The sequence below is a fragment of the Thermococcus sp. MAR1 genome (assembly GCF_012027305.1).
In the GTDB taxonomy this organism is placed as follows: Archaea; Methanobacteriota_B; Thermococci; order Thermococcales; family Thermococcaceae; genus Thermococcus.
Window position 1 is genome coordinate 477031 of record NZ_SNUF01000001.1, and the last position, 24925, is coordinate 501955.

24 protein-coding genes and 1 tRNA gene are annotated in these 24925 nt (G+C 53.6%); 7 read left to right on the forward strand and 18 right to left on the reverse strand.

The annotated features are described in order from the left end of the window. Positions 1-195 precede the first annotated feature (195 nt). From tmk to E3E25_RS02755, 3 genes are all read right to left on the reverse strand, one after another. Positions 196-819: a dTMP kinase gene (tmk, locus tag E3E25_RS02745; RefSeq protein ID WP_167891724.1), complete on the reverse strand. Its 624-nt coding sequence runs from the start codon at positions 817-819 to the stop codon at positions 196-198. A gap of 100 nt (positions 820-919) precedes the next feature. Next, positions 920-1627 carry a phospho-sugar mutase gene (locus E3E25_RS02750; protein ID WP_167891725.1) on the reverse strand — a complete coding sequence of 236 codons (708 nt, stop codon included), beginning with the start codon at positions 1625-1627 and terminating at the stop codon, positions 920-922. Positions 1628-1637: 10 nt separating this feature from the next. Then, a complete protein-coding gene (locus E3E25_RS02755) occupies positions 1638-2723 on the reverse strand; it encodes a sugar phosphate nucleotidyltransferase (RefSeq protein ID WP_167892620.1) in 1086 nt (361 codons plus the stop codon). A gap of 226 nt (positions 2724-2949) precedes the next feature. Here E3E25_RS02755 and E3E25_RS02760 point away from each other — a divergent pair, with 226 nt between their 5' ends. The 3 genes from E3E25_RS02760 to E3E25_RS02770 all read left to right on the forward strand — a co-directional run bounded on the left by E3E25_RS02760 (position 2950) and on the right by E3E25_RS02770 (position 8872). Beyond that, positions 2950-4827 (forward strand): phosphoenolpyruvate carboxykinase (GTP), encoded by a 1878-nt coding sequence (locus E3E25_RS02760; protein ID WP_167891726.1) that lies wholly within the window; start codon positions 2950-2952, stop codon positions 4825-4827. Positions 4828-4924: 97 nt separating this feature from the next. After that, entirely contained in the window at positions 4925-7420 is a 2496-nt protein-coding gene (gene malP, locus E3E25_RS02765; protein WP_167891727.1) for a maltodextrin phosphorylase, read from the forward strand. Between the two features lie 162 nt (positions 7421-7582). Continuing rightward, the gene (locus tag E3E25_RS02770) at positions 7583-8872 is read left to right on the forward strand and encodes a sodium-dependent transporter (protein ID WP_167891728.1); all 1290 of its coding nucleotides are present in this window, start codon (positions 7583-7585) and stop codon (positions 8870-8872) included. A 63-nt stretch (positions 8873-8935) separates the two neighbouring features. Here E3E25_RS02770 and E3E25_RS02775 read toward each other — a convergent pair whose 3' ends face one another. From E3E25_RS02775 to dcd, 6 genes are all read right to left on the reverse strand, one after another. Next, positions 8936-10654 (reverse strand): glutamate--tRNA ligase, encoded by a 1719-nt coding sequence (locus E3E25_RS02775; RefSeq protein ID WP_167892621.1) that lies wholly within the window; start codon positions 10652-10654, stop codon positions 8936-8938. 74 nt (positions 10655-10728) lie between these two features. Continuing rightward, a complete protein-coding gene (gene dnaG / locus E3E25_RS02780; RefSeq protein ID WP_167891729.1) occupies positions 10729-12114 on the reverse strand; it encodes a DNA primase DnaG in 1386 nt (461 codons plus the stop codon). Beyond that, positions 12111-12512: a toprim domain-containing protein gene (locus tag E3E25_RS02785; RefSeq protein WP_088180027.1), complete on the reverse strand. Its 402-nt coding sequence runs from the start codon at positions 12510-12512 to the stop codon at positions 12111-12113. Before E3E25_RS02785 ends, dnaG begins: the two co-directional genes overlap by 4 nt. A gap of 74 nt (positions 12513-12586) precedes the next feature. After that, positions 12587-13861, reverse strand: a complete 1275-nt coding sequence (locus E3E25_RS02790) for a TIGR04013 family B12-binding domain/radical SAM domain-containing protein (protein WP_167891730.1) — start codon at positions 13859-13861, stop codon at positions 12587-12589. 65 nt (positions 13862-13926) lie between these two features. Next, a complete protein-coding gene (gene hpkA / locus E3E25_RS02795; RefSeq protein ID WP_167891731.1) occupies positions 13927-14130 on the reverse strand; it encodes an archaeal histone HpkA in 204 nt (67 codons plus the stop codon). 340 nt (positions 14131-14470) lie between these two features. Further along, positions 14471-14941 (reverse strand): dCTP deaminase, encoded by a 471-nt coding sequence (gene dcd / locus E3E25_RS02800; protein ID WP_167892622.1) that lies wholly within the window; start codon positions 14939-14941, stop codon positions 14471-14473. Between the two features lie 48 nt (positions 14942-14989). Between dcd and E3E25_RS02805 the strand changes: the two genes are divergently transcribed. Beyond that, positions 14990-15065: transfer RNA gene (locus tag E3E25_RS02805), tRNA-Arg, on the forward strand. 79 nt (positions 15066-15144) lie between these two features. On the opposite strand, the gene E3E25_RS02810 is transcribed toward E3E25_RS02805, so the two are convergent. From E3E25_RS02810 to E3E25_RS02850, 9 genes are all read right to left on the reverse strand, one after another. Further along, complete coding sequence (locus E3E25_RS02810; RefSeq protein ID WP_167891732.1) at positions 15145-15441, reverse strand: hypothetical protein; 297 nt, start codon at positions 15439-15441, stop codon at positions 15145-15147. Between the two features lie 98 nt (positions 15442-15539). Then, positions 15540-15854: a 50S ribosomal protein P1 gene (gene rpl12p, locus E3E25_RS02815; RefSeq protein ID WP_167891733.1), complete on the reverse strand. Its 315-nt coding sequence runs from the start codon at positions 15852-15854 to the stop codon at positions 15540-15542. A 78-nt stretch (positions 15855-15932) separates the two neighbouring features. Then, on the reverse strand, positions 15933-16952 hold the full coding sequence (locus tag E3E25_RS02820; RefSeq protein WP_167892623.1) for a 50S ribosomal protein L10: 1020 nt from the start codon (positions 16950-16952) through the stop codon (positions 15933-15935). 5 nt (positions 16953-16957) lie between these two features. After that, positions 16958-17608 carry a 50S ribosomal protein L1 gene (locus E3E25_RS02825; protein WP_088866562.1) on the reverse strand — a complete coding sequence of 217 codons (651 nt, stop codon included), beginning with the start codon at positions 17606-17608 and terminating at the stop codon, positions 16958-16960. A 79-nt stretch (positions 17609-17687) separates the two neighbouring features. Further along, the gene (locus E3E25_RS02830) at positions 17688-18176 is read right to left on the reverse strand and encodes a 50S ribosomal protein L11 (protein ID WP_167891734.1); all 489 of its coding nucleotides are present in this window, start codon (positions 18174-18176) and stop codon (positions 17688-17690) included. A 26-nt stretch (positions 18177-18202) separates the two neighbouring features. Beyond that, positions 18203-18661, reverse strand: coding sequence for a transcription elongation factor Spt5 (locus tag E3E25_RS02835; protein ID WP_167891735.1), 459 nt, complete (start codon positions 18659-18661; stop codon positions 18203-18205). A 20-nt stretch (positions 18662-18681) separates the two neighbouring features. Next, positions 18682-18867 carry a protein translocase SEC61 complex subunit gamma gene (locus E3E25_RS02840; RefSeq protein WP_167891736.1) on the reverse strand — a complete coding sequence of 62 codons (186 nt, stop codon included), beginning with the start codon at positions 18865-18867 and terminating at the stop codon, positions 18682-18684. A 38-nt stretch (positions 18868-18905) separates the two neighbouring features. Continuing rightward, entirely contained in the window at positions 18906-20027 is a 1122-nt protein-coding gene (gene ftsZ, locus E3E25_RS02845; RefSeq protein WP_167891737.1) for a cell division protein FtsZ, read from the reverse strand. A 121-nt stretch (positions 20028-20148) separates the two neighbouring features. Further along, a complete protein-coding gene (locus E3E25_RS02850; protein WP_167891738.1) occupies positions 20149-20967 on the reverse strand; it encodes a D-aminoacyl-tRNA deacylase in 819 nt (272 codons plus the stop codon). A gap of 374 nt (positions 20968-21341) precedes the next feature. On the opposite strand from E3E25_RS02850, the gene E3E25_RS02855 reads away from it, so the two are divergent. The 3 genes from E3E25_RS02855 (at position 21342) to E3E25_RS02865 (ending at position 24923) form a co-directional block, all read left to right on the forward strand. Further along, positions 21342-23255, forward strand: a complete 1914-nt coding sequence (locus E3E25_RS02855; RefSeq protein ID WP_240910738.1) for a KamA family radical SAM protein — start codon at positions 21342-21344, stop codon at positions 23253-23255. A 159-nt stretch (positions 23256-23414) separates the two neighbouring features. After that, the gene (locus E3E25_RS02860; RefSeq protein WP_167891739.1) at positions 23415-24461 is read left to right on the forward strand and encodes a TAXI family TRAP transporter solute-binding subunit; all 1047 of its coding nucleotides are present in this window, start codon (positions 23415-23417) and stop codon (positions 24459-24461) included. A gap of 12 nt (positions 24462-24473) precedes the next feature. Continuing rightward, entirely contained in the window at positions 24474-24923 is a 450-nt protein-coding gene (locus E3E25_RS02865) for a DUF1850 domain-containing protein (protein ID WP_167891740.1), read from the forward strand. The last annotated feature ends 2 nt before the right edge of the window (positions 24924-24925 follow it).

A 24925-nucleotide genomic window follows, 5' to 3' on the forward strand; every position in this document is an offset into this window, starting at 1 on the left:
CTTTTTGTCCGAAATAGGGTCAAAATGGCCTCGGCTAACCCTCTTCTCCTCACCGCTCAGCGTGGCTAACGCTCGTCATCGGCCGGAAGAATTTCAGGGGAACCTTTTAAAAAGCAACCGCTGAAGGGAGAAGGGGGATGAAGAGCGTTTACCGGTCGGATTTTGGGATGAAGAGACTGGCACTGGCCGACCCCATCACTTCTTGAAGAGCTCGTGCTCCACCAGCGCCACTATGTCGTTGTGGATGTCCTCCACACTGGCCAGGGCGTTGACTATCCTCATCTCGGGGAAGCGCTCGGCTAACTTGAGGTAGTTCTCGCGCACCCTCTTCTGAAGCTCCGCTATTTTATCGAATTCTGTCTTTATGCTCCGCCCGTTTATGCGCTTCATGCTCTCCTTAACGGGCAGATCGAGGAGAATCACAAGGTCGGGCCGTATCGCGAAGCGGTTCAGGTCGATCAGCCACTCAAGGTCAAGACCACGTGCCCACTGGTATGCGAGGGACGAGTAGAAGTAGCGGTCCGAAATTACCACCTTTCCCGCCTCAACGGCGGGTTTTATCAGCTTGCTTACGTGCTCGGCCCTGTCGGCGGCGAAGAGAAGCGCCTCAGCCTCGTGGCTTATCCTGGCGCCGTCGATTATACCCTCCCGCCCTCCGGTAAGAACCAGTTTCCTTATCAGCTTTCCAAATGCTGTATCTGTCGGTTCCTTGGTTAGAACCACATCGTAGCCCCTTTCCTCAAACCACTTTGCCAGAAGTTTTGCCTGGGTTGATTTACCCGCGCCATCGATGCCTTCCATGACTATGAACGCTCCCACAGATGTCACCCCCAAAATGGACGGAGGATTATAACGGATCCGCCCCTTTTAACGCTTTTCTCTTAAAGATTTCGAGGGATTTAAAAGGAAGGGCAAAAATTCAAAGGTTCTTCTTCATGTGGTCGAGGAGCTTCCACATGCTCCCGAACTCGAACTCTTCCCCCTCCTTGTAGAACTCCACTATGCCATCTGGCCTAAAGCGCAGTCCGAAGTCGTATTCGCCCTTCTGGAGCTTGTGCATAAAGACCTCCTTGGGCTTTGGCGGAAGGTAGCTCGTCATCATGTCGTTTATCAGCTCAACCTCGAAGCCGAAGTGGTCGCTCATGCGCGGGAAGAACAGCACGGCGGGAGTGTTCATGGCGTCAACTAGAGCCTTACCCTCCACCCTGAAGTTGTAGTACTTGAATACCTCGTGGAGGAAGTCATCTAGGGCGTTTGGATAGTACACGGTCGCCCCGATGTCGTTCGGCTGGGCCTCGATGAAGCTCTTGCTCTCCATTATTGCCCCTATCTCGTCGCTGTCTATGCCGCTGACATAAACACGGACACCGCCGTAATAGTACACGTACGCCAGCGGAAGCCCTTTCCTATGGGCAAAGTCCTTCAGGGCTATCAGCGGAATAAGCCTAACGTCCATTATGGTGGAACCGGTGCTGACGATTCCGACCACCATCGCCCTCTTCCCGTATCTGGATATCGCCCTGCCGTCCCTTCCGACTATTATCGTGCCGTGGGATATCGTTCCTATGGCCCTTCCGAGAAGGGCGAGCTCCTCGGGGTTGAACCTCTGGGAGTAGTACACTTCCACTTCTACCACCTCAATCAGGGAGTATTATACTCTCCTTACCGATCCTGGACTCCACCCAAATCTTAACGTTGGAGCCTATCTTGCTGAAATCCTCTATGAGCGTGTTGTCACCGATAACGCTGCCGGGCTGTATAAGGACGCCCTTTCCCACGTGGACGTTTTCCCCTATTATGGCCTCCCTAATCTCGGCGCCCTCCTCTATGATAGCCCCTGAAAATATTACCGAACGCTCTATTTTAACGTTTCTGCCTATCTCCACGTCGTCCCCGAGCACGGCGAATCCCCTGACCTCCGGCCGCCTCAGGACGCAACGCCTGCCGGTTATTAGGGCGCCCCCGTACTCCAAGTTCCCCTTGAGGCTCTCGGTTCTCAGGCCCGGCAGAACAAGTCTGCCTAGGAAGACGTCCTCAGTGGCCTGAAGGTAGCTTGATGGCCTTCCAACGTCGTTCCAGTACTCGTTGAAGGGAAACCCGTAGAGGGCTAGGTCGTTCTCAAGCATCCTAGGGAACAGATCCTTGGAAAAATCGAAGTTCTTGCCCTTGGGGACGAGGTCAAACGCCTCCGGCTCGAAGACGTAGATGCCCGCATTGACGAGGTTGCTGAATGCCTCCTCCGGCTTCGGCTTCTCCTTGAAGCGCAGGATCCTGCCTTCCTCGTTGATTATCGCGATGCCGTACTGGGTTGGATCCTCTACCTTTGAGAGGGCTATCGTGGCGAGAGCTTTTTTTCTTCTGTGGTACTCGTAGAGAGCTCTGAGATCCAAGTTGGTGAGCACGTCGCTCGAGACTACGAAGAAGGCATCGTCCATCTCCTTAACCACCTTCTTGGTGGCACCAGCAGTCCCGAGCTTCACGTTATCCTTGTTGGAGTAGTGTATCTGAATCCCCCACTGGCTGCCGTCGCCGAAGTAGTCCATTATGCGCTCCTTGAGGTATCCGACGAGAACGTATATCTCGTCAACGCCTGCTTTTATAAGACTTTGAACGGCATATTCCATCAGCGGCCTGTTGAAGAATGGTATCATGGGCTTCGGTCTGTAGACGGTCAGCGGTAGTAGCCGTGTTCCCCTGCCCCCGGCCAAAATCACTGCCTTCATTACGCGCACCACTGGACTATATCACCGCTAGTTAATATACTTTGCGCCGGAGGTAGGTAGATGAACATCGGTCACTAAATTTGGACACCGAGCACCTGTCGTTGTGACAACTGGACCCTCTGTTTTTGCAGGATCGAGGCAAGAAAAGCTCTGAATTGGGCTTTCAGCTGGTCACAACGACGAAGAATTTTTAAGTTTAAATCCAACTCCCATCGGAGGCGATATTATGAACGCCTTGGAGAGGCTCGAAAGGCTCCTCGACAAAGAGCAGTTTGAGAAAATCAGAGCGATAAACAATCCCGAACTCCACGAGTTTTTGGCAGAATGGATAGAATGGCTTGAGCCGGATAAGGTTTTCGTTTGCACCGATAGCGAAGAGGACGAGGGTTATGTTAGATGGAAGGCCCTCTATTACGGTGAGGAAAAGCTCCTCGAAACACCAAATCACACCGTCCACTACGACAACTACTACGATCAGGCCAGGGACAAGGCCAACACCAAGCTTCTCGTTCCTGGCGGGAAGGAGATTCCATTCCTCAACACCAAGGACAGAGACGAAGGGCTGAAAGAGATACGTGAGCTCATGAAGGGGGTCATGAGAGGCAAAGAGCTCTTCGTGTGCTTCTTCGTCCTCGGGCCGAAGAACTCGGTTTTCACGATTCCAGCCGTTCAGCTTACCGATTCGGCATACGTTGCCCACTCCGAGTTCATCCTCTACAGAAAAGGTTATGAGGAGTTCAAACGCCTTGGAAGGGGGGCCAGATTCTTCCGCTTCGTCCACTCAGCTGGAGAGCTCGACGAGAGAAAAACGAGTAAAAACCTCGATAAGAGGCGCATCTACATAGACCTCGTTGGGGAGACTGTTTACTCCGTCAACACCCAGTACGGCGGCAATACCATCGGGCTCAAGAAGCTCGCCTTCAGGCTCACCATTCAGCGAGCCGTCAGGGAGGGCTGGCTCAGCGAGCACATGTTCCTGATGCGCGTCAACGGCCCCAACGGGAGAAAGACCTACTTCACCGGCGCCTATCCGAGCATGTGCGGAAAGACTTCCACCGCCATGATAAGCTGGGAGAACATAGTTGGCGACGATCTTACCTTCATAATGCCCCTCAACGGCGTTGCTCGGGGAGCCAATGTCGAGAAGGGTGTCTTCGGCATCATCCAGGGTGTCAACCCCGAGGACGACCCGATTATTTGGCAGGTTCTTCACTCGCCGGTGGAGATAATTTTCTCCAACGTTCTCGTTAATGACGGGAAGCCCTACTGGAACGAGATGGGCATAGAGATTCCCGATGAGGGTGAGAACCACAGTGGAAAGTGGTGGCGCGGTAAGAAAGATAAGGAAGGAAACGAGATACCGCCGAGCCACAAGAACGCGCGCTTTACGGTTTCACTTGAACACTTCCCGAACGTTGACCTGGAAGCCCTCGAAGCCCCGTGCGGGGTTGAGGTTGGCGGAATGATATTTGGCGGCCGCGACAAGGACACGTGGCCGCCGGTTAGGGAGGCTTTCGACTGGAAGCACGGCGTCGTTACGATGGGTGCCGCCCTTGAGAGCGAGACCACAGCGGCAACCCTTGGCAAGGAAGGCGTCAGAGCATTTAACCCAATGGCCATCCTGGACTTTATGAGCGTTCCACTGGGGGACTACATCAAGAACTACCTGGAGTTCGAGAAGAAGCTGAGGAAAACGCCAAAGATATTTGCCGTCAACTACTTCCTCCGTGACGAGAACGGCAACTGGCTCAACCACAAGCTTGACAAGGCTGTCTGGCTCAAGTGGATGGAACTCCGCGTTCACGGTGACGTTGACGCCATCGAGACGCCTATAGGCTACATTCCGAAGTACGAGGACCTGGCGAGGCTCTTCAGGGAAGTTCTCAACAAGGATTACAGCAGGGGAGACTACGAGAAGCAGTTCACGGTAAGGGTTCCAGAGCTTTTAGCAAAGATTGAGCGCATCGAGAAAATCTACCGCGAGCAGGTGAGGGAAGTTCCTGGGGAGCTCTTTAAGGTCCTTGAGGAAGAGAAGAAGCGCCTCCTTGAGGCCAGAGCGAAGTACGGCGACTACATCAGCCCCTTTGTCCTTGAAAAAAATTGAGCCTCTCTTTTCTCCTTTTCGTTGAATGCCGGACGGCAAGACTTTTTAAGGTTGACTCCAAATATTTATCACCCATGATGATACACGGGTGGTTGCCATGGTTGAGGTTTTCAGTACCCAGGATGTAATCAGGGAGAAGCTTCCCCATCCATTGAAGGATCTGGCGGAGCTGGCTTACAACTACTGGTGGAGCTGGAACAGAAGGGCAACAAAGCTCTGGGAGTACATAGACCCGGAGCTTTGGATGGAGCACAAGAACCCGGTCAAGCTTCTTCTTGATGTTCCTGAGAAGAGATTCCGCGAGCTTCTCAAGGATGACGATTTTATGAACCTCTACGACCTTGTCACAGAGCAGTTCGAGGACTATATGAACCCATCATCGACCTGGTTCTCTACCAACTATCCCAAGTGGGACAAACCGATAGTGTACCTGTGCATGGAGTACGGCATAAGCAGGAGCCTGCCCATCTATTCTGGCGGCCTTGGAATTCTCGCCGGCGACCACGTGAAGACCGCGAGCGACCTTGGTTTGCCGTTCATAGCTATAGGCCTCCTCTACAAGCACGGCTATTTCAGGCAGGAGATAGGAAGGGACGGAAGGCAGAGGGAGGTTTTTCCGGAATACAAACCCGAGGAAATGCCTATCAAGCCAGTCCTTGGCAAGGACGGAAAGCCCCTACTGGTGGAGGTCCCGGTGGAGGACAGAATCATCTACGCGAGGGCCTTTGAGGTCACGGTTGGCAGGGTGAAGATATACCTCCTCGATACTGATGTGCCTGAGAACGGCGCCGACGACAGAACGATATGTGACTACCTCTACAACGCGGAGATAGACAAGAGGATAAAGCAGGAGATACTCCTGGGAATCGGTGGAATGAGACTGCTTAAAGCCCTCGGAATAGAGCCCGGCGTGGTTCACCTCAACGAGGGACACCCTGCCTTTGCGAACCTCCAGAGAATGGCCTGGTACATGGAGGAGGGCCTTACCTTTACCGAGGCCCTCAGCATAGTGAGGGGCACGACGGTTTTCACCACCCACACCCCGGTTCCGGCCGGCCACGACAGGTTTCCGATAGAGGAGGTCAGGAAGCGCCTTACTAAGTTCCTTGAGGGCAGGGAAGAACTGCTGGAGCTCGGGAGAGAGGGCGACCAGCTCAACATGACCCTGCTCGCGATAAGAACGTCGAGCTACGTCAACGGCGTAAGCAAACTTCATGCCGAGGTAAGCAAGCGTATGTGGAAGGACCTCTGGCCCGACGTTCCCATAGACGAAATACCAATCGAGGGCATCACCAATGGAATCCATACCATGACGTGGGTTCACAACGAGATGAGAAAGCTCTTTGACCGCTATCTTGGCAAAATCTGGCGCGAACACACCAATCTAGAAGGCCTCTGGTACGCCGTTGAGATGATTCCCGCTGAGGAGCTTTGGGAAGCACACCTAGAAGCCAAGAGGCAGTTCATAGAGTTCCTCCGGAGAAAAGTCATGAGGCGGAACGAACGCCTTGGAACAGACGACCCCCTACCGGACATGGACGAGAACGCACTCATAATAGGCTTTGCCAGGCGCTTCGCAACATACAAGCGCGCAACCCTTCTATTCACGGATCTTGAGCGGTTGAAGAGGATACTCAACGATCCCGAGAGACCCGTTTACCTTGTCTTCGGTGGAAAGGCCCATCCGATGGACGAGGCTGGAAAAGAGTTCCTCAGGAGGGTTTACGAGGTCAGTCAGATGCCCGAATTCAGGGGCAAGATATTCGTGATGGAGAACTACGACATGGGCAGTGCCAGGCTCATGGTTGCCGGCGTTGACGTCTGGCTCAACACGCCGCGCAGGCCGATGGAGGCCAGCGGAACGAGCGGCATGAAGGCAGGACTAAACGGCGTTCTCAACGCGAGCATCTACGACGGCTGGTGGGTCGAAGGCTACAACGGCAAGAACGGCTGGGTCGTTGGCGAGGAGACAACTGAGCCTGAAACCGAGTCGGACGATGTGAAGGATGCACAGGCCCTCTACGACCTCTTGGAGAGGGAGATAATCCCGACCTACTACGGCAACAGGGAGAGATGGATATACATGATGAAGGAGAGCATCAAGAGCATAGCGCCGCGCTTCAGCACCCACAGGATGGTCAAGGAGTACGTCGGCAGGTTCTACGCGAAGGCTATGAGCAACCACATCTGGCTGACAAGGGAGAACTACAGGGGAACCAAGGAAATAGCCTCTTGGAAGGATCGCGTCACGGCGTCGTGGGACAACGTGGTGATAGAAGACCTCCAGATCAGGGAAGACAGGAACGGCTTTGATGTCACCGTGTACCTCGACGGGCTTGCACCGGAGGATGTGAGGGTCGAGCTCTACTATGGAGTCAAAGCTGAGGGCTACCACGTGGAGAAGCCCTACATCATTGAGCTGAGGCACCCAAAGGAGCTCGGTGGGAACCGGTGGCTTTACACTTACGAGGGAACTGCCCTGAGGCATCTTGGTGACCCCTGCTGGCACTATGCACTCCGTGTTTACCCGCACCACGAGAAGCTGCCCCACAGGTTCCTGCTTGGACTGGTTAAGTGGAGGGGCTTCAGCTGAGGTTTTCGTTTCCCCTTATATTCTAACTTTGTGTTATTCTTGATGTGGCTGAGGCTCTGGTGATGGCATCAAATGGGCTATCCATGGCAAATTATGCAGGGTTACATTTTTAATCTTAAGTGGGTCAAGTGAAGATTTGGTAAAATTCCCGGGGGTGAAGTCATGAACGAGATCAAAAAGTGGACTCTCTACATGATGTTCCTGGTAGCTGGTTTCGCTACGGGAATAGGGACCTTGGGTCTGTTTCCCCAGTTCTGGCTTAAATATGGGCTCACTGGCCTTGTAGTTCACGTGCTGTTCCTGGCGCTCTTCACGTATGTGGCGGTGCTTGAGACAGAAACCGTCATGAAGTCCGGCTACTACTTTGTCGAAATCTACCACAAGCTCTTCCGAAGAAGGGCCATGATAGTCTCGATCTTGGTCGCAGTGATCATTTTCCTCTCGTACTACACCGCAAACACCATGCTCAGCATCCTGGCCCCTCTGCTCGGAACCGGAACAGTTGGCAGGCTTGTTGCAAAAGTACTAATGTTTGCATTGATCTTCGTGGTTCTTACCAGGGCCAAGGAGAAGTCCTTCGCGATAATGGCCGTTGGCTCTCTGGTTTTCGTTGTTGCGGTTGCTGTAACCGCGGTGGCGTTTAAGACCCAGATTCCTGAAAACGCCACTTTCCTTGGAATGGCAAAGCACATGCTCGTTGCAAGAACCTCGTTAAGCCTGGATCTGATCAGAGACGCCGCGATGAGGGCTGCCTATGGAGTTGGTCTTGGATTTGCGTTTTACCTGATGCTTGGAAGCTTCCTTAACGAGAGATTCAACCCCAGGTTGATCATTGGCACCGGAATACTGCTTCAGTTCTTCGTCAGCATTCTCTCGACTGTCATAGTGGTCTATGCCATTGCTCCGTCGACTCCCGACAGACTTCTAACGTATGTTTACGGTGGAGACGAGGGGGCGATTGCCCTCATGGGAGACCTGCCCATCATTCTCAAGGAATATCAGGTTCTCCTGTTCCTGATAGCCATCTCAGTTTTCTTCGCCGGCCTCACGAGTCTCCTTCCAACGGCGGAGGTAGGGCTTCAGATAATCGAGTCAATGTTCAAGATGGGAAGAAACAGGGCAACAACGTACCTTTTGGGGGCTTCTCTGGCCGTTGGGGTCATCGATGCCGCGCCGGCAATCGCGGACATGGCCTTGAAGGCCGTAACCGTCTCAATATTCTTCACTTCAATCTTTGAACTCTGGCCGGTGCTGAATTCAAAGGAAAAGAGCCCAGCAATCATGGGGGCAAGTGTCCTCGCGACGCTGCTCTTCGTGGTGGGTGGCATCTACGCATTGATAATGACCTTCAGAGCCGGAGGAGTTTACCTGCTCTCGGGAATACTGGCGGTGCTCATTGTGGGCTTTGGGTTCCTCGGCGACAGACTGCTTCCGGCTCGGGAGGAGGCCTGATCGGCCTTTCATTTTTTAGTTTTTTAAACTGGAAGAAAAAGAAGCGGGAAAGGAAAATGCCCATCATTTGTGGGCGAATATCGCCACGACCTTCTCCCCAACCTCGTCGATTCTTACGAAGCCGAAGCGCTCGAACTGGACGATATCATCAACCTTAACGTCCGCATCGCTCTCCAGAATGCCCTTCCTGACAATCAGCTCGTCCCCTTCCGGCACGAGAACCTCGCAGGGCTTTCCTTCGGTCACCCAGTGGACCATCCTCCAGCGATGTTCCTTGGCCACCTCGTACTCGACGCTGTGGAACTTTGCCCTGATTCCATCTTCGCTCGCCTCGACTATCTCGACGTTGAAGAGGTCCTTCAGGCGGACGAAGTTGCCCGGCTTGAAGAGCTCCATATCGTCCCTTGAGACGTAAACAGGCTCTCCCGGCCTGAACTTGAGCTTTCTTGTTCCCCTCTCTGGGTGGTCAGGGTGGAGCGGTATCTCCGCTATGAACTCTTCATCATAGCCCTCTATGTACATGGGTATCGGATCGGCAACGAAGAAGTACCTGTTGGCTATCGGTTCTACGATGTGCCTGTTTATCGCAGCAAGGTTGTCCCAGCTTATCGTAGTGTCGCTCCGCTTGAGACCGACCTCGATGATGAGCTGCCTTATTGCCTCCGGCCTTATGCCGCGCCTCTTGAGGGCCCTGATGGTTCCGAGCCTGGGGTCGTCCCAGCCGAGGTATTTTCCTTCCTGGATTCCCCTCCTCGTCTTGGACTTGCTGAGGATTACTCCCTCTATGCTGAGCCTTCCGTGATGGACTGTAACCGGGTACTCCCAGCCAAAATAGTCGTAGATGTAGCGTTGCCTCGTCTCGTTTTCAGCATGTTCCTGGCCGCGGAAGATGTGAGTGACGCCGAGCTCGTAGTCGTCTATGGCCGAGGCGAAGTTGTAGAGGGGCCAGACGCGGTATTTGTCCCCAACGCGCGGGTGGTCGGGGTTGTCGATTATCCTCAGCGCCGGCCAGTCCCTGACAGCGGGATTTGGATGGCTCAGGTCGGTCTTTATTCTTACCACAGCCTCTCCTTCCTTATACTCGCCGTTCAGCATCTTCCTCCAGCGCTCCAGCTGAACCTCAACCGGCTCCTCCCTGTGGGGGCAGGCGATGCCCTTGTCGCGAAGCTCGCGGAACTTCTCAGGCGGGCAGGTGCAGACGTAGGCTTTTCCTCCCTTTATGAGCCTCTCAGCGTAGTCGTAGTATATCTCCAGCCTGTCGCTGGCGATGTGTATCTCGTCTATCTTGAAGCCGAGCCATTCGAGGTCCTCGATTATCCAGTCGTAGAAGATAGGCTCGGGCCTCTTGACCTTCGGGTCAGTGTCGTCAAAGCGAAGGATGAACTTCCCACCGTAGAGCCTCGCGTACTCGTGGCTCAGGATGGCTGCCCTCGCGTTTCCAAGGTGGAAGGCTCCATCGGGATTGGGAGCGAAGCGGGTAACGACCTTTCCCTTCTCCGCCTTTGGAAGGGGTGGCAGACCCTTCTTCTCCTCCTTTTTGACCTTTTTCTCTTCGAAGAACTCTGGATAAATCTCCCTCAGCTTGGTCTCCTGCTCTCCGAGGTCCATACCGTTGACTCTCTCAACGATTTCGTTGACGAGGGGGATTATCTCCTTCGCCTTGGGTCTCAATTCGGGATTCTCACCCAGAACCTTTCCGATAACGGCCTTGGCGTTTGCCTTCCCCTTGTGGGTGTAAGCGTTTATGAGCGCGTACTTCAGTATAAGCTCCTCCACGTTCATTCTCCTCACCGGGGGGAGAAAGGCGGGAGTGGTTATAAAGTTAGTCCTCAAGAATGGAGAAAAGATGGCGGAGCTCACTCCGCGAAGGTAACTATCTTGAGGTTTATTGGGCGCCTGACAACGTTGTACTTTCTGGCTCCAACGAGGTACTTGACACCGCTCTCGCTCACGGTGTCTATGAGCCTCTGAGTTATGACGCCGTTGAAGACCACCGCGTAGACGTCCTTGCGCTCCTTGAGCTGATTTGTGAGTTCCCTAACGGGGATCTCTGCAATGATGTTCTTGTCTTTGTCAAGAAGGAGCGCCATTGACTCCTTGGAGGCCTTGACCTTCTCTATGAACTGGCCGAATTCGTCAAGCTCGCTCGGCTTCGGCTGCTGGATGGGTTTTATTATGCGTTCCTCCCTCCTGGGCTCCGGCTGGGGTTTCCTCTCCTCGGCCTTTACGACCGGTGGAGCTGGAGTAGGAGGCTTAACCTCTCTCTTCTCCTCCCTGGCCTTTGCCTTCTCCTTTTCCTTTATGACGTCGTAGAAGTTCCTGCCCTTGTAGAATATCTCCGTTATGACCTGCTCGGCCGGAACCTTGCTCCTGAGGGACTTGACTATCTCCTTCTTGGTCAGCTCCTCGACTTCCTTGCCCTCCGGTGCCCTTGCTACGTAGTCAACATCCGCCACCTGGAGAAGCTCCTTGAGTATGAGCTCACCTCCGCGGTCACCGTCGGTGAAGGCCGTGACGATCCTCTCCTTGCTGAGCTTTATTATGGTCTCCGGAACGGAGGTGCCCTCCACGGCTATCGCGTTCTTTATGCCGTGCTTGAGCAGGTTGAGAACATCAGCCCTACCCTCAACGACGATGATTGAGTCAGAGAACGGCACATGGGGTCCGGCTGGGAGCTTCTCGGGGCCGTACTCTATGAGTTCCTTGGCACGGACGGCCTTCTTAACCTCCTCGGTAAGTTCCTGGGTTTCCGGTATTTCCTGCTCCATGAGGCTCTCGAGTATCTCCTTGGCCCTTTCGATTATGTACTTCCTCTTGGTCGCCCTGACGTCTTCGATGCGGAGAACCTTTATCTTGGCCTCGGCCGGGCCAACGCGGTCGATGGTTTCGAGAGCAGCCGCCAGGATGGCGGTCTCAACCCTGTCAAGGCTCGAAGGAACGGTTATCGTTCCGTAGGTCTTTCCAGCCTTCGTGTGAACTTCAACCCTTATCCTTCCAATCCTTCCAGTTTTCTGAAGTTCCCTTAAATCGAGATCGTCACCCAGAAGGCCCTCAGTTTGACCAAAAATAGCACCGACGACGTCGGGCCTTTCAACAATTCCGTTCGCTTCAAACTCCGCATATATCACGTACTTTGTGGTTCCAAACTCGTCTTTGGCTGACATACCACCACCCTCTTTCCGTTTTTCAAACTTCTGCTTTTCAGCCAAAATGTGGTGAAGCACTGTCTTTTTCCTCTTCATCGAATCCCCTCCAACAGGGGGTCAGAAACGGAGACGACCTTAAGGTAAAGACCGTAGAGGTCCTCGATTCCTTTGATGTCCTTCTTTGCTATTCTCTTGAGCTCCCTGCGCGTCTCTGAATCAACCCTGCAGGGATAGCCCTCCAGATACCGGAGGAGCTTCCTTGCGAGCTCTTCGCCCTTTCTGTCGAAGTCCGTAAGTATCATGACCTCTTTATGGGATGACGCGATGAGCGCAACTTCCGTTAAAGGTAGGCGGGAGAGCCTTATTATCTCCGCCCTGACCCCCAGATTCCTCAGAGCCACCTCGTCTCGCGGGCCCTCCACGATGAGGGCTCCCTCAAACTCTCGCAGTTTATCTATAAGCTCCAGGAATCTTTTATAGTTTTCGGCGTACATATTGCCGTCGGTTAGGTAACGAAAGAATGTGGTTATAAGTTTATTGGATGATTTTTGACGCTTTTTTGTCTATCTCAGCAGACGTTACGCACGGGCACCGTGTGGCTCATCGGCTCCTCGTAGAACTCGTCCATAAGTTTCCGGAGTTTTCTGGAGAGTTCAACCTGCATCCCCCACGAGCCCTCTATCTTCCCCCTAGCCGCCATCCTGCCGAGGAACTTCTTCATCTCGTCGCTCAGTGGGGAGGGTTTACATTTTGCCCAGGGAGTTCCAGGGAGCGGCATGAAGTAGTGGGCCCTCACCTTCCCACCCTTTCGCATGATCCACCTCATCAGCTCTATGCTTTTGCGCTGGCTCTCCTCGCTCTCGTTTGGAAGGCCGACGATGAAATCGACGACCGGCTCGAAGCCGTACTCGAGCATGTACTCGACCGCTTGCTTAACGTGCTCGACCCTGTGAATCCTGTGCATGGCCCTGAGCATCGCATCGTCTCCGCTCTGGGCGCCTATCGCCAGCCTTCTGTTGTCGGCGTAGTCGAGAAGGAGCTCCAGGGTCTCAGGAAGGACGAACTCGGGCCTAACCTCGCTCGGAAATGTCCCGTAGTAGAGCCTTCTGCCCTCTTTTCGGAGGGGCTGAAGGGCCTTGAGAAGGGCCTTGAGCTTGTTGAGCTTGAGTATTGCACCGGGCGAACCGTAGGCGAAGGCGTTCGGCGTTATGTAACGCATATCCCTCATCCTGCGGGAATACTTGACTACCTGGTCTATTGGCCTGTGCCTCATCCTTAGCCCCTTGATGTATGGGGTCTGACAATAGTAGCAGCCGAAGGGGCAGCCTCTCGTTATCTCGATGGGGGATATCAAGCGAACGCTCTCGGGATACGGCGGAAAGCGCCAGAAGTCCTCAACCTTCGCAAAGCCCGTAAAGACGAACTCGCCGTTGATGTAGAAAGCAAGACCAGTAATGTTGAGGAGCTCCTTAGTGATTCGGTACCCATTCTTTTTCAGAACGGTGAGGAGCCGGTAAAGAACCTCTTCCCCCTCTCCTATAACGGCGATATCAAAGCCGAGCTGGTTAAGGGTATGCTTGGGCATCGCTATGGCGTGATAGCCGCCGGCTATTAATAGCGCACCTCTTTCCTTGAGAATCTGGATTTCCTGGGGAAGACCTCCCCATATCTCTTCAGTGAAGAACGAGTAGAGGACAACTTTCGGCCGTGCCTTCAGAATCTCGCTGAAGTCCTTCGTTATTAACAGTTCTCCAAGGTCAAAGCCCTGACTCTCCAGGGCGCCGAGGAGATGGACGAAGGCGTTGTGGTTGCGCTTGGTCATTCGGACGGCTATCTCAGGCATGGTGGAACCATCAGAAGAGCCTTTTAAAAATTTGATGACGTGCAAAATCAAGAAGGAAAAGGCCTTCAGGCCTTGATGGCAAGCTTGATGTCCTCGGCCTTGACGGTCTTTCTGCCGGCGTGCCTGGCGTACTCCACGGACTTCCTGCCGACCTCAATGGCGTACTCTTCGAGGTACTCGGCGAGGATCTTGGCGGCCTCCTCGCTGACCCTCTCAGCGCCGGCCTTCCTTATAAGCCTGTCAATCGGGGCAATCGGCAACTCAGCCATTCACAACACCTCCAGGAAGGGTTTTTCGGTATTTTTTAAGGAATTGGAGATATATAAACCTTTCGGTAAACGGAGCCATCTACGTCGATTAGATGCCCAATGCGCCTTTGGATATAATCGGCTTGACCAGCCGAATATTTTTATGAGGATTCCCCGCTATAGGTAACCTAGTAAAAGCATAAGGTGCCATAGGAGGCTTTACCCAGATGGTGCCTTCCAACGGCTATAACCGGGTGATACCGGGGCCTATCGGCTGAACGGTCGTGGGGAAATGGGAATTGGTTCGTATCTACATGGGAACGCCCTAAGAAATAGAAAGAGGGTCAATGGGCAGATTTGGTTATTTCGACTTCCTCTTTGAGAATGCGAGGTGCTGGCTCCCCTGGTAGTTTCCGCGGTAGGGACTTTTTGCAGGCCCCTCCAGCCTTATGAAGGCTATCTGTACGAAGCGCTCTCCGTAGGCGAGCTCAACCGGTTCGTCTGATGCGTTGTAGATTCCGAGGGTAAGATTGCCGTCCCAGCCTGGATCAACCCACGCAAAAGAGCCGAGGAGGCCTTCCCTTGCAAGACTGCTCCTGAGCTTCATGTCGCCCATCACATCGTCGGGGAGTTTAATCCTCTCAAGGGTCAGGATGAGCGCATACGTCTTGGGGGGGATTGCAACTCTACCGGCCTCTTCAACGTCTATCAGTTCTCCATTTATGTACGCCTCCCTCCCAACGCGCAGGTCGTAGCCTGCTGACTGGAGGGACTTCTCGCTGAATGGCTCGATTAGAATTTCCTTTCTGATTTTCCAGTCCGGGAGCATCATTACCAACCACCGCAAGCTTTATTTTACCACCCCTTAAAACACTTCCGAGGGCCCGTGGCCTAGGGGACATGGCGCCGGCCTTCGGAGCCGGTAGTCGCGGGTTCGAATCCCGCCGGGCCCGCCATCGAAACTTTGCTTGTGCAAAGTTTGCCTGCGATAGCAAAGCCTGCTTAGCCCCCAATGATAAAGAGAAGAGTAAGGCATCACTCCTGGGTCAAGCCGCGTATCAGGTCGTCCAGAGCTTTGTAGGCTTCGCTGGTTGAATACACCTTTTCCATGGTTTTCATTATTTTGTAGTGGGCATCAACGCGGTAGGCGCCGATATTTTTTCTCAGTCCATACGGGCCGACGAGAACTTCGCTTACCATGCTTACCCATTCGGTGTAGACGGCCATGAGCTCCTCAAGAACCATTATCTTGGAGGCCATCCCCATCTCTTGGAGGGCCTCGCTGAGGGGTTCGCCCCCGGTTTTTTCGAGGGTTATGGGCATGGAGACCACCAGAGAATTATGGTGCTTATGATATTTAACGATGGCGAATGGATTCAAAGAAAAGTGATTGGGTGTCCGCCCGAAGGCGGACAAGAGGGAAAAGGATTTCAGCCGAAGAGGGCGCCGAGACCGGCGAGGGCCTCTTCCTCGCTGGCCTCCTCTTCCTCTTCCTCCTCTTCCTCAGCGGCCTCGGCCGGAGCCTCGGCAGCCGGAGCAGCGGCAACTGCCACCGGAGCTGCAACCGGCATGGCGGCCTTCTCGATGACCTCGTCGATGTTGACGCCCTCAAGGGCGGCAACGAGGGCCTTTATCCTGGCCTCGTCCGGGCTAACACCAGCGGCCTCAAGGATGGCCTTGATGTTCTCCTCGGTTATCTCCTTACCAGCGGCGTGGAGCAGCAGAGCGGCATACACGTACTCCATTTTTCGCACCTCCAATCATCTTCATTTTTTCATTCATTTCACACGGATTTGTTCAGGGATACGAGGGAAATGGAAAGTTCAGCCGAAGAGCGCGCCCAGTCCGGCGAGCGCGTCCTCCTCGGAGGCCTCCTCCTCTTCCTCTTCTTCCTCCTCAGCCTCCTCAACTTTTTCCTCCGGCTGAGGAGCGGCAACGGCTATTTGTGCCTGTTGGTTTAAAAGCTCTTTGGTCTTCTCGTCAAGCAGCTCCTCTGGCAGCTCTTGAGCTATGAGCAATACTGCACGCAGAGCCCTGCCAAAGACCTCCTCGACGGTCTCGGGTGTAATGTAGCCAGCCTCGACTGCAACGTTCTTGGCGCCAAGGAACGCCTTCTGGATGATCGCCTCGATGGTCTGGCTCGTCGGATAGGCGGTGTTGACTGACAGGTTGAACGCGTGCATGTAGGCCTGCTGGAGCAGGTTTATGTACTCGCTCTCGTCGATCGCTAGGACTTCGGGGGTGTAGACGATTCCGTCCTCGTAGGCCGCGAGCAGATTGAGGCCGACCTCGAGCGGCTCGATTCCGAGCGCATTGAGGATTCTCGCGAGTTGGTCGGTTATGACTTCACCTGCCTTGAGGACGGTGTAGTCCTTCTGGATGCTGACCTTACCCTTCTCGATTCTCGCGGGTATGCCAAGAGCCTGCATCTCACCGACGAGCGGGCCCGGTGAGATTGAGGTCGGACCGGCTGGGATCACGACGTCCTTGGGAACCGCAACGCCTGGCTTCGCTGGGGCCGGCGTCTTGCTCTCCTCAAGGAGCTTGTAGAGCTTGAAGGGGTTCATCTCGGTGGCGAGGATTCCTGCTCCGCCCTGGATGTGGTCAATGAGCTTCTCGAGGTCCGGGTTGTTGAGCTCCTGGGCGGCCCTCTTTATAGCGAGCTCTATGAGGGTGTTCCTGCTGACCCTGAGGAGCGCCTTGCCTCTGAGCTTCTCACGCATCTTGCTGAGCGGGTAGGCTGGAACGTTGGCGACGTCAACGAGCGCTATCACTGGGTAGCTCTTGATGATGTTGGCGAGCTCTTCAACTTCCTTCTTCTTCCACTCGGCTACGTGGGCCATCTCCCTCACCTCTCCACCTTAACTGCCGGTCCCATGGTGGTCTTGACGTACACTGACTTCACTTGGTTCTCGCCGCGCTCCAGCTTGTTGATGATGGCGTTGAGAACGGCCTCTGCGTTCTCTGCCAGCTTCTCGTCGTCCATGTCCTCGGTTCCTATCCTGGCATGCACAACCGGGTTGTTCTTGAGCTGCAGCCTGACGGTTCTCTTGAGCCTTGCCACTATCGGTTCGAGGTTGGTCATGGTCGGCGGCACGACCTGCGGCATCTTGTTCCTCGGACCGAGGTACCTACCGAGGTACCTACCGATCTTCGGCATCAGGGGAGCCGCCGCCAGGAAGAAGTCGTAGTTCTTCGCGAGCTTCCTGGCTTCCCTTGGGCTCTTGGCAAGTTCCTCAAGCTGCTCTCCACTAATCACATCAAGCCCGAGCTTTTTAGCCGCCTCGGCAACGGCACCATCAGCGATGACCGCGATCTTTGGTTCTTTCCCACGACCGTGGGGCAGCACAACCTCAAGCTTGAACCTGTTCTCCGGCTTGCGGAGGTCTATATCCTTGAGGTTGACTGCCATTTCGACGGTCTGTGTGAAGTTGCGCGGCTTAGCCCGGGCCTTCGCCTCCTTCACCGCTTCCACGAATTTCTGCCTGTCATAGGCCATTTACAGCCCTCCTTTCGTTTTTGATTTAAGCAACGAAAAGTCAAAAATGCGTAAAAAGAGGGATTTTTAAACTTTTCCCTCACTCTTCTTTTGCGAAAATCTCGTCGTAAACGCCTTCGTCAATCTCTTTCTGGACTTCACGGGGATCCTTGCCTTCAACCGTAACGCCCATGCTGAGGGCAGTGCCGATGACCTCCTTCGCTGCGGCCTTGAGGTCGGCAGCGAGCATCTGTTCCTGCTTGGCCTTCGCTATCCTGATTACCTGTTCCATGGTCAGGTTCCCGACCGGGCTGTGACCAGGCTCGCTGGAGCCCTTTGGGGCGCCTATCTCTTTCTTGATGAGCTGGCTGACCGGCGGGACACCGACCTCTATCTCGAAGGTCTTCTTCTTCGGGTCGGTGACGATGATCTTGACGGGAACCTGCATCCCCTCAAAGTCCTTGGTGGCCTTGTTTATCTCGTCAACGACCTGCTTGACGTTGAGTCCAAGCGGACCAATGGCGGGACCGAGCGGGGGTCCGGGTGAAGCCTTTCCTCCCTCAACGAGCACCTCAACAACCTGTGCCATTTTTCTCACCTCTGTCTGTTGACCGTTCACTCCTTCTGGCGTTTGCTTATAAGTCTAACGTATTCGCCCCTCACCGTGACCGGAATCGGGACGATTGAGCCTATGAGTTCAACGACTATCTCGTCCTTGGCTTCGTCGACCCTTACGACCTTTGCCTTCTCGCCCTTGAACGGTCCGGCAATGAGCTCGACTATGTCGCCGGGTTCGAAGCCGCTGACAGCCGGTTTCTCCTCAAGGAAGTGCTCTATCTCCTCAAATTTAACCTCGCCCGGAAGGGTGCCCTTTGCGTGGCGTATACCCTTTATGGCCTCGTCAACGGCGCTCTTGTTGGGCGCCTCGACGAAAATATAACCCTTTACCTTTGATGGGGCGAGTATAGCGTAGACTGGCAGGCTGTACGTTTTAATCTTGCTGTATATCAACTTGGCCGTGGTCTCTTCCTGGCCGACGGTGACTCGTACTGTAAATATTCTGCCCTCGCTCATTTCTATCACCTGTTGCTGGCTCAGGAGCCAGTGATGAGGTAGCCGAACAGACGAATAACAAGGCCTATGAGGCCGATTAAGACCATTCCGATGCCGGTAATCTTCGCTGCCATCTTAAATTCCTTCATTCCCGGCTTTTTAGTGACCATCAAAACCCTCCGCGACTCCGCGAAGAAGCTTTTAAGCTTTTCCGTGGTTGTTGCCACCCTCGTCACCTCGCTAAATTTTGAAAATGAAAGGGTCGTCAAAGCTCCTCAAGGTCGAGCTTAATAACTTTTCTCTCCGACTCCTCCGGATAGTAGAGGGTCTCCTCTTCCGCCACCGCGTAGGGTGAACTGACGCCGGTGACGACTATGAGTATCCTTATCATCTTGCCGAGTTCCTCGTCGAGCTGTATTCCCCAGATGACCTGAGCCTCAGGGTCGAGCTTGCTCGTGACGAGTTCGATAATCTGCTGGGCCTCCTCAAGCTTGACGTCGCTTCCGCTGATGCTTATCAAAGCTCCCTTGGCACCGCTTATGTCCACGTCGAGGAGCGGGCTGTTGAGGGCCTGCTGGGCGGCCTCTAAAGCCCTCTTCTCGCTGTCGCTCTCGCCGATACCGATCATGGCGACGCCGCCGTCCTTCATGACGGCCCTGACGTCGTTGAAGTCGAGGTTGACGAGGCCTGGCTTGGTGATGAGCTCGGTGATGCCCTTGACGGCCTGGACGAGTATCTCGTCCGCGACCTTGAAGGCCATGTGGATCGGCAGGTTGGGAGCGACCTCCATGAGCTTGTCGTTCGGGATGACTATGACTGTGTCGCTGTTCTTCCTGAGCTTCTCAAGGCCGTATTCAGCGTTCTTTATGCGCCTTATGCCCTCCACGGTGAACGGGAGGGTTACCACCGAGACGGTCAGGGCGCCCATTTTCTTGGCTATCTCAGCGACCACGGGGGCGGCACCAGTGCCGGTTCCTCCTCCGAGACCGCAGGTGATGAAGACCATGTCGGCACCTTCAAGGGCATCGCGTATGTCCCGCTCGTTTTCCTTGGCGGCCTCCTCACCCATCTTGGGGTTGTTTCCGGCTCCGAGACCGCGGGTGAGCTCCTTACCGATGAGTATCTTCTTGTGAGCGCGAACCTTGAGAAGGTCCTGAGCGTCGGTGTTAACCGCGATGACCTTCGCACCCTGAATACCAACCTGCATCATCCTGTTAATGGTGTTACAGCCGGCACCGCCGACACCAACGACATAAATCTTGGCCTGTATCTGCTCAAGAATCCTCTTGAGCTCTTCATCAATGTCCGTCTGGGGGACTTGGGCCTCGGGGACCTTGTTAAGGTCGGCAGAGGTTCTTTCGATAGCGTCTTCAATCAGCTTCAGCATCTTTTCACCCTCCGGGCAATTTAACATCTGTTTCACTTTGTAGGCAGGTAGTATATAAATTTAGCTAAGGGCGAGTGCTGATTTTAAAATCCCGCTTAACATCTTTAAAGATTTCGATTGTTTAGTCACGTATGAACTCCAAGCCCAGTTCCTCGGCCAGCGCCCTAGCCATCTGCCTGGTTTCGCCCTTGCTGCCCTTCCAATCGACGTATATAGCATCCACGTTCCCGGAGGTTCTCTCTATCGCCTTTAGAATGAGTTCCCTCTTGAGCGGGTGAGCGTACTTCGCCGCTATATGGCTGAACGCCAGATCAGTTTCAAGGGCCCTCTTCGTCTGCTTCGGTGCATAGTGTCCTCCACCTATTCCTATGGCAACTGGGAACTTGACCTTCTCGTAGTTTTCAAGCACGTGGATTATCGTCTCGGCTATTATCTCCCCTGCCCTGTCGACTACCCATTCTTCCTCGCTTGAACCTATCTCTATGAAGAAGCTCGGCACTTCAAGCTCGCTCGGGCCGTGATGGGTTGCCTCGTAGCAGACGGTCCAACCCAGGTCGTTGAGTTCACTCATCTTCAGTAGTGCCAGCTTCATCGCTGCTGGCTGAGCTATGGCGAGGCTCTCATCTTTTCCGCCGTATATTCCCTTGCCCCAGTTTCCGGTCACGTGGACGGTGAGTGCCGGCAGTCTTTGTTTGCTTGAGTGCCTGGAGGCGAAGACTATGATTTCTGGCCTAATGCCGAGCTGCTCCTCGATGGCCCTGTCGAGGCCGTCGTAGTATATCATCTCATCGTTGGTTGTCAGGATAAGAGTTTGGCCCCTTCTGTAAATGGGATTGCCGTCAAAAAGTTTATCTGTTTCCGTGAAGCCAAAGTTTTCCACGAGCCTCTCCTTTATGTTCATAGATGCAAGATCGATTTTTGTGGTCATTATTACCCTCATCTTTCATCCCCACTTCCCCTGGAGGGGGCACGTTAAAACTCTTTTGTTCTGCCCTTTTTGCTATTTCAGTTCAGCTTCATCCCTTTGGACATTAGTGTAAACTTCAAGGTTTGCAATAGTAAACTAACATCGCTGGTTTTGATTTAGTTAAACTGAATTTTGTCAAAATTTCAAGATTTCTCTGGAAATTATGTAAAATTTTCACTATTTTTGCCTCTAATCTTTAAATTCGTCATGTTTTACTCGATAGTAAAAGTAAAATATATATAGCCTTTGAATGTCACTAAAAGCTGAAACACGACCCCCATGATGGGATTAATACATTAATGTCCCTGAGGGAACATATGTATGTAACTGTACATGGAGGGTGGCGTATGGAGAAACAGATGGAAAGCGCCATTTCCACGTTTAACGTGGAGGAATCCCCCTGGGGACTCAGACAGGGGATAGAGCACGAAAAGTTTCTGGAGGTGTTCGAGCCCCTCCCCGAAATCAGGGAAATCCTGCTCACCAGCGAAACCCTCGAAGAAGCAAGGGAGAGACTATCCAGGTTCACGGAGGATCTTCTTTGGAAATACAAAAACGGAGAACTCAATGTTGATGCAATTGACAGATGGCTAGGAATCGAGGCGGCAAACGTCTTCCTCAACATAATCTCTGAGTACGGGGAAAAGGCCGCTGGATTCAGCACTCTTGAGTATCTCTGGAAGGCTGCAAAGGGGGACAGACACGTCCTGAGCATAATAACCGAGGGCTTCGTTGAAGAGTTCAGGCACTTATTTAAGGCAATGGCCGGCGTGAGCGGCTATTCCAAGGGCTGGCTCGGGCCTAAACTTGAAGCGGCAGGTATCAAATTCGTTGATTTCAGCAAAATAAAGGGAAGGAAAGCGGCCCTTGCCCGCTCTGAGTATCTGGACAAGGAATGGAACTATATCAGGGGTTATCTCAAGAGGTATCCAAGTGGCCTCGACAGGGAGGTAATCGAGAAGAGGAAGAAGCAGAGAGAACAGCTTATGGAGTACTTTGGAATAACCGAGGACGAGTGGTTCGACTATAAGTGGCAGTTCTCCCACGTCCTCAAAAGGGAAAAGGGCCTCGAAACTCTCAGAGAGCTCAATGAACTCGGCATCGTCAAGGTTCCGGAGGATGACCTTAAACAGGTGGAACTGGCCGTCAAGTATCATATCCCATGGGGTATAACCCCATACTACCTTCACCTCTGGGACTTCCAGGAGCCGTATCGCTACGACCGTCAGGTTAGGCGGCAGGTGATGCCCCCAGACTGGTACATGAGGAACATGATAATTCACCGCGAGGACAGGGAGTACTACTTCGACTTTATGGGGGAGCATGACACATCTCCGATAGACCTCGTTACGAGAAGGTACGTCACAATAGCGATTCTCAAGGCCTACGACACCTGCCCGCAGATATGTGTTTACTGCCAGAGGAACTGGGAGGTTCTTGAGCCTTTCATGGCAGGTTCCTTCCCCGGATGGGACAAGATTGAGGAGGCCCTAAACTGGTTTGCGGAGCACGACTCGATGATGGACGTTCTCATAACCGGCGGTGATCCTTTGGCTCTGAGCGACAAGATAATCGACAAGATAATGTCTAGATTCGCCGAGATGGACCACGTAGTCAACATCCGCTGGGGCAGCAGGATATTCGTGACGGTCCCAATGAGGATAACCGAGAGCCTGGCCGAGATACTCGGCTCCTACATTGAGCCTGGGAAGAGGAACGTCTCCATATCCACCCACGTGGAGAGCGCCTACGAGGTCACGCCGGAGATGGGGGAGGCTGCCTACAAGGTGAGACGTCAGGGTATTTACATCTACAACCAGCTGGTCTATCAGAGGAACGTGAGCAGGCGCTTCGAGAACGTTGCCCTCAGGATAGCGCTGAAGAAGGTGGGCATTGATCCGTACTACACCTTCTACCCGAAGGGCAAGATAGAGCAGAAGGACTACCTCGTGCCCATAGCCAGGGTCGTCCAGGAGAGAAAGGAGGAGGCAAGGCTCCTGCCTGGACAGTTCAGGCCGGACGAGCCCGTCTTCAACGTCCCGAGGATGGGTAAGAACCACCTCCGCGCTTGGCAGGACAGGGAACTCGTCGGAATAAGGCCGGACGGAAGCAGGATATACCTAATGCACCCGTGGGAGAAGGGCATCAGCGAGACCAAGCTGTACACCTATCCGGACGTTCCCATCAAAGAGTACCTCGAATACCTTGAGAGCATCGGCGAAGATCCGAACGATTACTGGACTATCTGGTACTACTACTGAATTATCTTCGCATTTCGAACCTTTCTTTTTGTTTAATGTCCTGTAAAACTTCCAAACTGCCAAAAAATATATAATGGATTGGTGCACATAAGGTATGATGCGTGTACATGTTTAGACGCCTGCCCTTTGGTGGGCGTTGATGCTAAGAGGTGGTGGAAAATGAAAAAGAGATGGAGTGCCCTTGGCCTGATGTTGGTGTTGGTTCTGGCGGTTGTTGCCGCCGGCTGTACCCAGGGCGGTGGAGGAACCCAGACTGGGACCGAAAGCAAGCCGATTGTACAGAAAAACGACGAAGGAAAGTATGAAATAACAATATATACCGGTTCAGGTCCTGGTAGCGTCTATTTTGCCATAGGTTCGATGCTCGCCAAGGTTACCAACAAGAAGAGCAAGATAATAGCCGCCAAAGCCGTTACCAGTGGAGCCAGCGTTGCCAACTGTAAGGCCGTTGGAAAGGGTGAGGCTCAGGTGGCCATAGCTCAGAACGACGTTACATGGTATGCCTGGGAGGGCAAGTTCCAGTTTGAGGGTAAGCCCATAAAGGTTCTCCGTGCCATAGGCACCCTCTATCCGGAGCCGGTCCAGATAGTGGTTAGAGCAGACAGCGACATCAAGACCATCTATGACCTAAAGGGCAAGAAGGTAGTCGTCGGTGCCGCCGGAAGCGGTGTCGCTGCTACCGCCGAGAGGGTTCTCAAGGCCGCAGGAATATGGGATGAAATAGAGCCCGTTTACCAGACCTTTGAGGAAGCCGCCCAGAGCCTCGTTCTTGGCCAGGTCGATGCGGAGTTTACGGTCATAGCGTACCCGGCCCCGGCAATCAACCAGATAGCGGTTAAGGTTCCCGTTAGGATCCTCTCAGTCCCGGACGAGGTCGTTCAGAAGCTCCACGACGAGGGTTATCCGTTCTACGTTAAGGTCACCATACCGAAGGGAACCTACAACGGCATGGACGAGGATGCACAGACTATAGCCGTTAAGGCAACCCTCATCGTCCACAAAGACCTCCCGGACGAGGTGGTCTACGAGCTCACCAAGATCCTCTACGAGAACATCGATGATCTCGCCAAGGCCCACCAGGTTGCGAAGCAGATAGACATCAACCACGCTTTCGACGGTCTCATGGTTCCGCTCCACCCAGGAGCTATAAAGTACTACGAAGAGCACGGCATCACCGTTCCGGATAAGTACAAACCCAAGGAGTGAGGGGGGAACCTTTTGAGGAAACTCTTTCTTTTTTTGTTTCTGCCAATCGTTCTGCTACTTCTTCCCGTTTCCACAGTTGGGATAGAATTTGATGGGGATGTGTGTTATTATCACATGAGCGGCAACTCTACCCTTGAAGTCCACTATACCCACAGTGTATCACTGACCAAGGTTGTTGATGTGTACAGTGTCTCCAGAGATGGCCTCTATTTTATCCAAGAGCGATGGCAGGAATTTTTGGCGGGGCAACCTATAGATTTCGACTACAGGGACGGTCCGTTTTACGTGAAGAACGTCAGGGAGTATCTGGGGAACTCTTGGGAGTACTGGTTCATTCCAGTCAACAACGTCACCATAACCATAGACGGGGACGTCGCCTTCAGACAGCCTGGAAATGAGGGAGTACTTGAGATACGGGTGGGGAGAGCCCCTCTCATCTTGTCGATCCTTAGGGGGTGTTGAGT